Here is an 11,954-nt window from a genome sequence, read left to right on the forward strand (position 1 = left end):
GGAAGCTGGACGATCACCCCGTCGCCCGCCGGGGTGATCGTCCAGCTTCCGGTGTGCGCGGTCATCAGCGCGGGCACGGTGGTCTGCTTGTAGACGATGCGGTCCGACCCGAAGCAGACCCGTACGGACTCGGTGGTGTGCACCGAGCCGTCGGCGGTACGGGTGTCCATCGCCATCACCTGCACCCGCGGCTCGGCCACACCATCCCCGACCGGATCCTCCTTGAGGTCGAGCCGGGACACATGCGGCAGCCGCTCGGGCCACAGATCGGCGCGGTACAGATAGTCATAGATCAGCGCGGCGTCGCCCGACGTGAACACCGTGTCCTCGAAGGAGAACTCCAACTGTCCTAATTCAGCGCCGAGTTCGGCGAGCTTCTTCACCGCGGCCAGCTCGGATTCGCTGTTGCGGTCCACCGCCGCGGTGATCCAGCGGACACCCGACGGGTCGTCGTCGACCGCGCGGAAGTCATGGCGCAGCTCCAGCCGGGACACATTCTCCCCATGGGCGGTGACGATCCACTCACCGCCCATGGCCGCCACCGGTGGCGCGGACACCTCCTGCCGGAAGGTGACACACAGCCCGTCCGGGTCCAGCTCGCGGCGCGATGTCCAGTTCTTCACCACGCCGCCGGCGGTGGCCCAGATCCGGATCCGCTCGGCGCCGGGCGTCTGCTCCAGCGGTTCGACGTGCACATTGGGGGCGAAGCGCTGGGGCCAGTCGGCGACATCGGCGATGATGCCGTACACGGTGCGGGCCGGTGCCAGCACGGTGATGGCGTGTGTGGTGAGGTATGTCTCGGTGGTGGTCACGGCACCCGCTCTCGTCAGTAATTCCCCAGCCCGCCGCAGACGTTGAGCGCCTGGGCGGTGATGGACGCGGCGGTGTCGGTGACCAGATAGCCGACCAGGCCCGCCACCTCCTGTGGTGTGGAGTAGCGGCCGAGCGGGATCTTGGCCTGGAAGCGTTCGAGGATGGCCTGCTCGGTGGTCTCGTACACCGCCGCGTACCCCTGGCGGACACGCTCGGCCATCGGCGTCTCGACATACCCGGGGCAGACCGCGTTGACCGTGATGCCGGTCTTGGCCAGCTCCAGGCCGACCGCCTTGGTGAAGCCGACCACGCCGTGCTTGGAGGCCGAGTACGGGGCGCCGAGCACCACGCCCTGCTTGCCTCCGGTGGACGCGATGTTGACGATCCGCCCCCAGCCGCGCTCCCGCATCCCGCCCTCGGCCAGCACCTCGCGCGTGGTGAGGAAGACGCTGTTGAGGTTGGTGTCGATCACGTCGTACCACAACTCGTCGGCCAGCCCGACGGTCTCGCCGCCGCCGCTGCGCCCGGCGTTGTTGACCAGGACGTCGATCCGGCCGTGCCGCCCGGTCACGGCCGCCACCAGATCGCGCACATCCTTCCGCTTGCTCACATCGGCGGGGACCCCGTCGACCTCGTGGCCCGTGGCCCGTAACTCCTTGACGGTCATCTCCAGGGACTCGGCGGTCCGCGCGCAGATGAAGACCGTGAAGTCCGCCGCCGCCAGGCCCCGCGCCACCGCGAGACCGATTCCGCTTGTGCCTCCCGTGACCAGCGCCACCCGCCGCTCATCGCTCGCCATGCGCGTCGTCCTCCCCGGGCTCCTTGGATGCGTTGTCTGCTCCGAAGAGTGACCGTGGGCTCTCGATCCTCGATCGCACGGCGGTCGAGCGGGCCGTTCGACCGCCCGTCAAGGGGCGTACGAGGGCCCGCGGCGACGCTGCCGCACGACACACAGGACGCGAGAGAGGGACCGACCGCCATGACCGTCGCGGCACACCCCGCCACCGCACCAGCCGGACCCGCCGGACCCGCCGAGCTGTACGCGGAGATCCAGCAGTTCTACGCCCGCCAGATGCAGCTGCTCGACGACGGCGAGGCCGAGGCCTGGGCAGAGACCTTCGCCGAGGACGGCGTCTTCGCCGCCAACGCCCACCCCGAGCCGTTCACCGGCCGCGCGGCCATCGCCGCCGGCGCCCGCCAGGCCACCGACGACTTCGCCGCGCGGGGCATCAGGCGCCGCCACTGGCTGGGCATGCTCTCGCTCGAACCCAAGGACGAGCACACCGTGTTCGTCCGCTCGTACGCCCAGGTCCTGGAGACCCCGCGGGCCGGGCAGGCCGTGCTGCGGGCGTCCACCACATGCGCGGATCTGCTGGTGCGGCGCGACGGCCGCTGGCTGGTGCTCGACCGCCGGATCCACCGCGACGACCTGGACTGATCAGGTGCGGGTGCTGTTCGCCACATGGGCCGAGCCGGGCCATCTGTTCAGCCTGGTGCCGCTGGCCTGGGCCTGCCGGGCCGCCGGGCACGAGGTACGGCTGGCCGCCCCGCCCTCGTGCATGGCCTCGGCGGCGCGCGCCGGGCTGACCGGGGTGCCCGTCGGCCGGGACGTGGCCGTGGAGCAGATCAGAAGCCGCGCGGACCTCGCGCCCTGGCGCAGCCCCGGCCGCTGGCCGGAGGGCTGGGCGTCGCGGCCCGGTCTGCTGGACGACGCACAGCACGCGGTGCTCCGCGCGCTGGCCGACAAGCAGTTCACGGTCGCGGACGCGATGGCCGACGACCTCCTCGCCGTCGCCCGGCGCTGGCGGCCCGACGTGGTCGTGCACGACGCGCTGTGCTTCGCGGGCACGGTGGCCGCCGCCGCGCTCGGCGTCCCCGCGTACGGGCACGGCTGGGGCACGGCCACCATCATGCGCGTGGAGAACCACGAGCTGGGCGCCCGCCCGCTGCCGGGCTACCCGCGTCTCTTCGAGCGCCATGGCGTGCGCCCGCGCTCCGGCCCCACCGCCTGGTTCGACCCCTTCCCGCCCGCGCTGCGCCTCCCCGACCCGGCGCCGCGCCCCCGGCTCGATATGCGCTACGTCCCGTACAACGGCCCCGGCGACGTGGCGCGCTGGGTGCTGGAGGAGCGTGCCCGGCCGCGGGTGTGCATCACGGCGGGGGTCTCCGGTCACAAGGTCCGCCCCGGCGCCCTGCCCCCGTTGCTGACGCAGACCGCCGACGCGCTGGCCGGCCGGGGACTTGAGGTGGTGCTGGCGATCAGCGCCGACCAGGCGCGGACGCTGACCGCGGCTCCGGAGAAGGCCCGCGTCGCGGTTGGCCTTCCCATGTCCGAGCTGCTGCCCACCTGCGCGGCCGTGGTCCACCACGGCGGCTCGGGCACCGGCCTCACGGCGGCCGCGTCCGGAACCCCGCAGCTGGTGCTGCCGCAGATCCCGGTCACCGCCGAGCTCGGCGAACGCCTCCACCGCCACGGCGCCGGACTCATCCTGCCGCCCGAGCGACAGTCCGACCCCGCCGCCGTCAGCGAAGCGGTCGAGGCCCTGGTGGACGACCCCCGCCACACCCGCGCCGCCGCCCGCCTGCGTACGGACATGCTGCGCATGCCCAGCCCCGCCGACCGCGTCACCGCCCTGGAACAGGCTTTATAGGGCTGAGCCGCGCGGGCGGGCGTGGATGTCAAGGCCGCTCGTCCCGGCCGTCTCCACCCCCGGCAGCAGACGCATATCGCGGCCGTAGTCGCCGCCGGTGAGCGTCCGGAACGGGACCGGCTCGTCCGTGAAGAGCCGGTCAAGACGCCGCCCGTACTCCCGCTTCACCTCCTCGAACCGCTCCTCGGACACATCGAGCGAGTCGTACAGCGCGAACGGTTCGAGCGGCGCCATGCCGGTGAACCAGAACAGGCCGTGCTGGAGCGGGAAGAGGACATCCGACAGCTGCCCGTGGATGCCCCGGTCCGCGAACGCCGACTCCCGGGCGCCGACCGTCACCGACACCAGCGCCCGCCGCCCCGTCAGGACGCCCTCGCTGTACGGCGGGGGGACGGCCGGGCCGTGGGCGAACTCGAAGGTGAACACCCGGTCGATCCAGCCCTTCAGGATCGCGGGCACCGAGAACCACCACATCGGGAACTGCAGGATCACCGCGTCCGACCAGCGCAGCTTCTCCTGCTCCGCCGCGATGTCCGGCGACAGCCGCCCCGCCAGCGTGGCCTCCCCCGACACCGTCAGCACATCAAGACGCCGGTCCGCGACGTGGTCGGGGAAGTCGTCGGCGTCCACCCCCGCCTTCCACTTCATCGCGTAGAGGTCGGACACCCGCACCTCATGCCCCGCCGCGCGCAGCTCCTCGGCCGCGAAGGAGGTCAGGGAGGCGTTGAGGGAACGGGGTTCGGGGTGGGCACTGACGATCAGGATCTTCTTCCGCGGCTGCGGCGTGGCTTCGCTCATGGCACCACGCTCTCCCGGGCCCGGCACCGTAGCCAGCACCCTGTGTTTCCGGCGGAACGGGAATCCTGGTATTGCGAGGGCCACCCATACTGGAACGCATGGAAAGCCCGGACAGCATGGACAGCAACGGCATCGACCGCGCGGCCGGGATCGACAGGCTCGACGGTATCGGCGACACCCGGCGGGCCCTCGGCGGCTTTCTGCGCGTCCGCCGTGGGCGCGTCGCACCGGAGCACGTCGGGCTCGCGGGCGGCGGGCGCCGGCGGGTGCGCGGGCTGCGCCGCGAGGAGCTGGCCCAGCTCGCCGGGATCAGCGTGGACTACTACGTCCGCCTGGAACAGGGCCGCGCCACCCAGCCCTCCCCCGAAGTGCTCGACGCGCTCGCGAAGGCCCTCGGCCTCGACGCGGCGGAGCGCAGACATCTGACCACCCTGGTCGGCACGCGGGGCGGCCCCCCGCCCGAGGCCCGGGTCAGCCCCCTGCTGCGGCAGATCCTCGACGCCATGGCCCCCGTCCCGGCCTTCGTCACCAACCACCGCCTCGACGTGCTCGCCTGGAACGACCTGGGCGGCGAGCTGATCGGCGGCCTGGCCGACCCGGGCCGCCGCGACCACAACCAGGCCAGGTACTTCTTCCTCGACCCCACCTCCCGGACCGTCTTCCCCGAATGGGAGGACCGGGCGGCGGAGAGCGTGGGCCAGCTGCGGGTCTCCGCGGGCCGCTACCCCGACGACGCGGAACTGGCCACCCTCATCACCGACCTGTCCACGCACAGCGCCGACTTCCGGCGCGTCTGGGCCACCGGCGAGGTCGTGATGTGCGGGGCGGGGCGCAAACGGCTGCGCCACCCCGTGGCCGGGCTGCTCACCCTGGACTACGAGACGCTGCACGTGCCCGCCGCGCCCGGCGAGACGGGCCTGATGATGCATGTCTTCGGCGCCGAGGAGGGCAGCCGGGAGGCCACCGCACTCGCCGGCCTGGCGACGGCCGTAGGACGTGAGGTACCGGTAACCGCTTAGGCCCGCCCTCGCGCGGGCCCGTCGCCCTCGCGCGGGCCCGTCCTCAGGCCGCGCGGGAACCGGCGACCCGCGATACGCCGATGCGCGGCCCGGCCAGCTCCTCCAGTTCGGCGACCACTTCGGCGGGGGCCGGCATGGCGGCCATCTCCTCCCGCACCCGACCCGCCGCCGCCCCGTACGACCGGTCGTCCAGCAGCTCGCGGAGCACCGTACGGATCGCCTCGGGGTCCTGCTGCTCACCCGGGTCGAGCGACCGGCCGGCGCCGCAGGCCGCGATCCGTTCGGCGTAGACACCGAGGCTGGGCAGCGGTGGGGCCAGGACGAGTTGGGGCAGTCCGTAGTGCAGGGCCGTCAGCCCGGTCCCGGATCCGCCGTGGTGGATCAGGGCCGTACAGCGCCTCAGGAGCTGCGACAGCGGGGTGGGCTCGATCACCCGTACGTTGGCCGGCAGCGCTCCCAGCTCCTCGGCGCGCGCCCGGGGCAGGGTGAACACGCCCCGTACGCCCTCCAGGCCCTCGAACGCGCCGGCCGTCGCCGCCAGGGTGGCCATTCCCGACCGCTCGATCGTCTGGGCGCTGAACGACACACATATGGTCCGCTGCTCCGGCGAGCGCAGCGGCCCCCAGGAGGGGTAGCTGCCCGGCCCGTTGTACGGCACGAACCGCACCGGCCTGGCCGGGGCCGCCCGGGGGTGCCGCAGCAGCGGCGGACAGGGGTCGAGCAGCAGATCGGGGTCGGGCAGCAGGCCCCCGGGGATGCCCGCCCGCTCGCATACGGACCGCAGCGCGGCGCGGGCGGGGCCGCGGGCCAGCGTGGTCAGGACGTCGGTGCCCCAGCGGTGGACCACCGACGGTACGCCCAGCGCGCCGGCGACGATCGGCCCGCAGAACTCGACCGGATCCGACAACACGAGGTGGGGCCGCCATTCGCGGGCGAACCTCAGATACCCGTCGAGCACCCGGCCGACCCGGGCCCGCCAGCGGACCGCGAGCGCTTCCCAGTCGGGTTCCCACACCGCCGCGGGCTCCCCGCCCGTGGGCCGCCGGGCCGGAGCCGGGGGCGGGGCGTCGGCGGGCAGCGGTTCGGCCTCGATGGCGAGGGTGTGCAGCCCGGCGGCGCGCGCCGCCTCCACGGCCCCGGGCTCCCCGGCGCACATCACCTCATGGCCCGCGCCGGTGAGCGCCCAGGCCAGGGGGACGAGCGGCTGAAGATGGCTGCTGACGGGGGTGACGACCATGAGTACGCGCATGACAGCGCCCCCTAAGCCTGGGCAGGGCGGGTGCGCGCCTCGGTCAGGCCCGCGTTGACGAACTGCAGCAGCAGCCGGGGCGTGGCGGCCTCGGCGACCGTGTCGTCGGCCAGCAGCACCCCGTATTCGCGCTCGATACGGCCGACCGTCTGCAGGACCGCGAGGGAGTCGTAGTTGAGGTCGGCGAAGGGGGTGTCCAGCACATCTCCGTCGAGGTCGACGGTCTCGTCCTCGCCGGCGCATTCGCGCAGCAGGGTGGTCAGCTCGGCCAGCGTCATCCGGGTCATCTGGGTCATCGCGTGATGCCTCTCTCTTGGGATGGCGAACAGCGGGGGCTGTGCTCAGTGGGGTCGGGCTCAGTGGGGCCGGGCCCCGACGACCACGGCCGCCGCGTTGAAGCCGCCGCGGCCACGGGCCAGCACCAGGGCGGCGCGTACGGGGCAGGGCCGCGGCTCGGTGCTCACCAGGTCGAGTTCAAGACCCTCGGCGAGCCGGGTGATGTTCACCGTCGGCGGGATCAGCGCGTCGCGGATCGCCAGCAGGGCGGCGGCGAGGTCGAGGGCGGCCCCTCCCGCGTACAGCCGCCCCGTCATGGTCTTGGGCGCGGTGACCGGCACCCGCCGGGGCCCGAAGACGGCGGTGATGGCCTCCGCCTCGGCCCGGTCGAGGTGGGGTACGCCGGAGGCGTCTGCGAAGACGACGTCGATGTCGTGGGGGGCGAGGCCGGCGTCGGCGAGGGCGAGTTCCACGGCGCGGCGCAGACCGGGGACGCCGCTGAGGTGCTGCTCGCTCCCGGACTTCGCGTCGAAGGTGGCGGCGTAACCGGCCAGTTCGCCGTACACGCGGGCGCCGCGGGCGCGCGCCGCGGCGGCCTCCTCCAGGATCAGGATCGCCCCGCCCTCGCCCGGCACATAGCCACGGGCCGCGGCGTCGAAGGGCAGATAGGCGCGTGTGGGGTCGTCGGCGAGGCTGAGCCGGCCGCCCGCGAGCTGCGCCGTCCAGCCCCATGGGCAGATCGCCCCGTCCACACCGCCGGTGACGATGAGCCGACTGCCGCCGCGCAGCCGTCTGCGGGCCTGGGCCACCGCGTCGAGGCCGCCCGCCTGCTCGGTGACGAGGACCCCGCTGGGCCCGCGCAGCCCGTGCCGGATGGAGATCTGGCCGGTGTTGACGGCGTAGAACCAGGCGAAGGACTGATACGCGCTGACGTACTGCCCGCCCTTGCTCCACAGCGCCTCCAGCTCGCGCTGGCCGAACTCGAAACCGCCGGCCGAGCTGGCGGTGACCACCCCGGCGGCGTACTCGGGGAGCTGGGCGGGGTCGGTGTCCGCGTCGTCGAACGCCTCCTGGGCGGCGGTCAGGGCGAGCCGGGTCATGTGGTCGGTCTGCGGGAGCAGACGGTTCGGGATGTGTTCGGCGGCGTCGAAGCCGGGCACCTCGCCCGCGAGCCGGGCCGGGTAGCGGGAGGCGTCGAAGCGGCTGATCGGGCGGATGCCGCTCTCGCCGTTGAGGGTGGCCTTCCACCACACCGGGGTCGACAGGCCGTTGGGCGCGGCGACGCCGATACCGGTGAACACGGCGACGGCGCTCACCACGTACCCCTCTCCAGCCCCTCACGGGCCAGCACCATCGCGCTCTGGAAACCGCCGAACCCGCTCCCCACGCTCAGCACCACCTCGACGCGCTGCTCGCGGGCGACCAGCGGGGTGTAGTCGAGGTCGCATTCGGGGTCGGGTTCGTGGAGGTTGGCGGTGGGCGGTACGACACCGTGCTCGATGGCCAGGGCGCTGGCGGCGATCTCCAGGGAGCCGATGGCGCCCAGCGAGTGGCCGACCATCGACTTGATCGAGCTGATGGGGGTGGCCCTGGCGTGTTCGCCGAGGGCGCGTTTGAAGGCGGCGGTCTCGTGGCGGTCGTTCTGCTTGGTGCCGGAGCCATGGGCGTTGATGTAGTCGACGGCCGTCACCGGCAGCCGGGCCTCGTCGAGGGCGACGCGGATGGCCTCGGCCATCTCCCGGCCGTCGGGGCGCAGCCCGGTCATGTGGTACGCGTTGCAGCGGGACGCGAAGCCGACGATCTCCGCGTAGACATGGGCGCCCCGGCGGTGCGCCAGGGACAGCTCCTCGAGGACGAACAGCGCGGAACCCTCGCCCAGGACAAAGCCGTTACGGGTGCGGTCGAAGGGGCGCGAGGCGTGTTCGGGGTCGTCGTTGCGCGGCGAGGTGGCCTTGATGGCGTCGAAGCAGGCGACGGTGATCGGGGAGATGGGCGCGTCGGTGGCCCCCGCGACCATGATGTCCGCGCTGCCCTCCCGGATCAGCTCGACGGCGTGGCCGACCGCGTCCAGGCCCGAGGTGCAGCCGGTGGAGACCACGGACGCCGGTCCCTGGGCGCCCACGGCCCAGGCGACCTCGGCGGCGAAGGAGCTGGGCACGAAGTGGTCGAAGAGATGCGGCACCGCGTATGTGTAGTCGACATGCCACTTGGCCCCGCCGTCGCTGACCACCCGGTACTCGGTGTCCAGGCTGGTGGTGGCGCCGACCGCGCTGCCGACGGTCACGCCCACGCGGTACGGGTCGGGCCCGGCGGCCCCAAGCGCCCCGGCGGCCCCAAGCGCCCCGGCGGCCTCGAGACCGCTGTCGGACACCGCCTCCCGGGCCGCGACCACCGCGAACTGCGCGGCGCGGTCCATCCGGCGTACCTCTTGCGGGGTCAGGCCCTCGTGGTGCGGGTCGAAGTCGGCCTCGGCGGCGATCCGGGAGCGGAAGCGGGTGGCGTCGAAGAGGGAGATGGCGCGGGTGGCGGTGCGGCCCTCGGTCAGCAGCGACCAGAACTCCTTGGTCCCCACGCCGCCCGGGGCCACCACGCCTATGCCGGTGATCGCCACGCGACGCCTCCCCCGTCGATCGATAACGCGCTGATGCATCACGTCGGTTCGACCTCCCTGCCCGGTACCGCCCGTGTGACAGTGCCGCCGCGTCACAGTGCCGCCCGGCTCTCAACCCGCGCTCGACTCGGGACGGAGCCCCGCGACGGTGGCGGGAGGCGCGCCGCGACGGCGGGTCGCGTGCCACGACGGCGGGTCGCACCCGTCACTCGTCGAGCAACGCCACCGCCCGGGTCCAGCCCGCCCCCGCGCCCGCGATCTTCACGGGGAAACAGGCGACCCGGAACCCGGTGGGCGGCAGGGTTTCCAGCCGCGCCAGCCGCTCGATCTGGCAGTACTCACGACGGCGGCCCGCGAAGTGGGCAGGCCACAGCACCGACTGGTCGCCGGTGGCGTGGTAGCGGCGGATCATGTCGCAGAACGGGGCGTCGAGGCTGAACGCGTCGGTGCCGATGACGCGGACGCCAAGGTCGAGCAGATAGTCGGTGGCGGGCCCGTCGAGGCCGGTGAACTCCGTGAAGTAGCGGGATGTGCCGACCCACCGGGAGGCTCCGGTACGCAGCAGGACGATGTCCAGCGGCTGCGGCCGGCAGCCGATACGGGCCAGCTCCTTCTCGATATGCGGGACACCGACGGTGCGGGTTTCCGGATCCGCGGCGGTGATGTCCAGGACGTGGGCCGGGCGCAGAAACCAGTCGAGGGGCATCTGGTCGATGGTGCGCGGCACTCCGTACGTCCCGGTGGAGCCGTAGTGCGCGGGGGCGTCGACATGGGTGCCGGTGTGGCTGGTCAGGGTGAGCGTGTCCAGGGAGAGCAGTTCCTGGCCCGGCAGTTCGGACGGGTCGAACTCGATGCCGAAGTGTTCGCGCATCTCCTCGCTCATATGGTGGGCCGCCTCGGCCGGCGTCATGATCTCGTGGACCAGCGGGTCCGGCTCCCAGCCCGAGGCGTCCACCGGTGTCGACAGGTCGATGATGCGCAATGCGGCCCCCTACGGCTGGTGTCAGGCGAGGTCGTCCGCCGGACGGTGTCAGGAGCCCCTGGAATACGGCTGGAACGACAGGACCCACGGAACGTCCGGAAACGCATGCGGACAGCACTACGGCTCCGCTCGCCCGCGCGGGGGGTGTCGGGGAGCGGAGCCGTAGCCGACCCGGCAAGAAGGGCGGCGCCGGGCGTTCAGGGGAGGTGCGATGGGCGGTTGTCGTACGCGGTGGTGATGCGGGGCAGAAGGGCCTGAGCCCCGAGCGGGACCGGCAGGGACCTACGCGGCGAACAGGTCGAGCACCGGGCGGCGCCACTGCCCGCCCGACTCCAGGTCGAGCGCGGGGTCCGAGGCGAGCACCGCCTGCTGCAGCTTCTGCAGCCGCGGGGAGGGTTCGAGCCCCAGGTCCTCGACGAGCCGGCCGCGCAGCCCCTGGTACACCTCCAGCGCCTGCCATGGGCGGCCGGACCGGTACAGGGCAGCCATGCACTGGGCGTGCAGCCCCTCGTGGAGCGGATGCCGGGCCGTCAGTTCGGTGAGCTCGGTGAGGAGTTCGGCGTGGCGTCCCAGGCGCAGATCGGCCTCGATCCGACGCTCCAGGACCCCGAGACGGCTCTCCTCCAGCCGGGCCAGCTCGATCTCCAGGATCGGTCCGACGCGTACGTCCACGAGCGCGGGACCGCGCCAGACCGCCAGCGCCTCGCGGAACAGAAACGAAGCCTCGACATCGTCGCCGACGTCGAGCGCGTCCCGCCCGGCGGCCACCAGCCGGTCGTACTCGTGGATGTCCACCGCGCCCGGCTGGGCCTCCAGCACATATCCGCCGTATCGCGTAGCCAGCACGCTCTTCGATGCCTCGGGCGCCTGCGGACCGTAGGCCGTGGCCAGTCTCCGCCGGAGCTGAAGGATGTACGTCTGGAGCGTGGTCAACGCACTGCGCGGCATCTGCGCGCCCCAGATTTCCTCCATAAGGGTGGGCACCGGGAGCATCTGGTTGGCGTACACGGAAAGCAATGCGAGGATCTGCCGCGGCTTGCCCGCGCTGGGCACGATCGACTGACCGCAGGCCTCGACGCTCAGCGGCCCCAACACCTTGATTTCCATGGTCCTGTCACACCTCCGTCAGACGGTCCACCAGGTGCCTCTTTGGCCGCGCGGCCCTGCCATTGAGGCACATATGAGCCTCGCGTGCGGGTGGTGGACACGGCCAGTGCCGGACTCCCGAACCGTGCATGAGTCCTGTGAGGCGGAGGTCATGACAAGTTCACACCCTGGTTATGAGGAAAGCACTGGCAAGCCGTGGATCCGTCATCGCAGACTCCTTGCCAGGACCGCCTCTCACCCCGAGGAGAGCCCACAATGACCGACACATCCCCGCTCCCCGCGAGCCCTTCGGCCCTCTGCGCCGCGGGCCCCGGCCCCGCCGACCCAAGCGACCTCGGGGAAGTGAGGCACGCCCCCGCGCCGCCCGGCACGGCACCTCGCCGCGTTGTCGCAGCACCCGAGTACGCCCAGTACGAGGGCGCCGCTCCGCCTTGCGATGCACCGCACC

At 72.8% G+C, this 11,954-nt stretch carries 12 protein-coding genes; 3 read left to right on the top strand and 9 right to left on the bottom strand.

From position 1 onward, the window contains the following. A partial coding sequence (locus CCN51_RS14065) for an aromatase/cyclase (RefSeq protein WP_107425981.1) occupies positions 1–812 on the bottom strand: 812 nt, incomplete at its 3' end. Between the two features lie 14 nt (positions 813–826). Continuing rightward, positions 827–1,612: an SDR family NAD(P)-dependent oxidoreductase gene (locus CCN51_RS14070; protein ID WP_014179422.1), complete on the bottom strand. Its 786-nt coding sequence runs from the start codon at positions 1,610–1,612 to the stop codon at positions 827–829. A 180-nt stretch (positions 1,613–1,792) separates the two neighbouring features. On the opposite strand from CCN51_RS14070, the gene CCN51_RS14075 reads away from it, so the two are divergent. Then, the gene (locus tag CCN51_RS14075) at positions 1,793–2,251 is read left to right on the top strand and encodes a nuclear transport factor 2 family protein (protein WP_014179421.1); all 459 of its coding nucleotides are present in this window, start codon (positions 1,793–1,795) and stop codon (positions 2,249–2,251) included. 10 nt (positions 2,252–2,261) lie between these two features. Beyond that, on the top strand, positions 2,262–3,464 hold the full coding sequence (locus CCN51_RS14080) for a nucleotide disphospho-sugar-binding domain-containing protein (RefSeq protein ID WP_148276941.1): 1,203 nt from the start codon (positions 2,262–2,264) through the stop codon (positions 3,462–3,464). Here the strand turns inward: CCN51_RS14080 and CCN51_RS14085 are convergent. Continuing rightward, positions 3,459–4,262, bottom strand: coding sequence for an NAD(P)H-dependent oxidoreductase (locus CCN51_RS14085; protein ID WP_014179419.1), 804 nt, complete (start codon positions 4,260–4,262; stop codon positions 3,459–3,461). The genes CCN51_RS14080 and CCN51_RS14085 overlap by 6 nt on opposite strands. 98 nt (positions 4,263–4,360) lie before the next feature. On the opposite strand from CCN51_RS14085, the gene CCN51_RS14090 reads away from it, so the two are divergent. Then, positions 4,361–5,281, top strand: a complete 921-nt coding sequence (locus CCN51_RS14090; RefSeq protein WP_106436431.1) for a helix-turn-helix transcriptional regulator — start codon at positions 4,361–4,363, stop codon at positions 5,279–5,281. 43 nt (positions 5,282–5,324) lie between these two features. Here the strand turns inward: CCN51_RS14090 and CCN51_RS14095 are convergent, their stop codons facing one another. The 6 genes from CCN51_RS14095 to CCN51_RS14120 all read right to left on the bottom strand — a co-directional run bounded on the left by CCN51_RS14095 (position 5,325) and on the right by CCN51_RS14120 (position 11,506). Beyond that, positions 5,325–6,530, bottom strand: a complete 1,206-nt coding sequence (locus CCN51_RS14095) for a nucleotide disphospho-sugar-binding domain-containing protein (RefSeq protein WP_014179417.1) — start codon at positions 6,528–6,530, stop codon at positions 5,325–5,327. An 11-nt stretch (positions 6,531–6,541) separates the two neighbouring features. Next, on the bottom strand, positions 6,542–6,826 hold the full coding sequence (locus tag CCN51_RS14100; protein WP_014179416.1) for an acyl carrier protein: 285 nt from the start codon (positions 6,824–6,826) through the stop codon (positions 6,542–6,544). A 60-nt stretch (positions 6,827–6,886) separates the two neighbouring features. Continuing rightward, on the bottom strand, positions 6,887–8,122 hold the full coding sequence (locus tag CCN51_RS14105) for a ketosynthase chain-length factor (RefSeq protein ID WP_055414292.1): 1,236 nt from the start codon (positions 8,120–8,122) through the stop codon (positions 6,887–6,889). Further along, entirely contained in the window at positions 8,119–9,456 is a 1,338-nt protein-coding gene (locus CCN51_RS14110) for a beta-ketoacyl-[acyl-carrier-protein] synthase family protein (protein ID WP_086859600.1), read from the bottom strand. The genes CCN51_RS14105 and CCN51_RS14110 overlap by 4 nt, the downstream gene beginning before the upstream one ends. Positions 9,457–9,622: 166 nt before the next feature. After that, the gene (locus CCN51_RS14115; protein WP_014179413.1) at positions 9,623–10,399 is read right to left on the bottom strand and encodes a cyclase family protein; all 777 of its coding nucleotides are present in this window, start codon (positions 10,397–10,399) and stop codon (positions 9,623–9,625) included. 282 nt (positions 10,400–10,681) lie between these two features. After that, positions 10,682–11,506, bottom strand: a complete 825-nt coding sequence (locus CCN51_RS14120; RefSeq protein ID WP_014179412.1) for an AfsR/SARP family transcriptional regulator — start codon at positions 11,504–11,506, stop codon at positions 10,682–10,684. Between the last annotated feature and the right edge of the window lie 448 nt (positions 11,507–11,954).

The sequence above is a fragment of the Streptomyces milbemycinicus genome, from assembly GCF_002154605.1.
GTDB classification, from domain to species: Bacteria; Actinomycetota; Actinomycetes; order Streptomycetales; family Streptomycetaceae; genus Streptomyces; species Streptomyces milbemycinicus.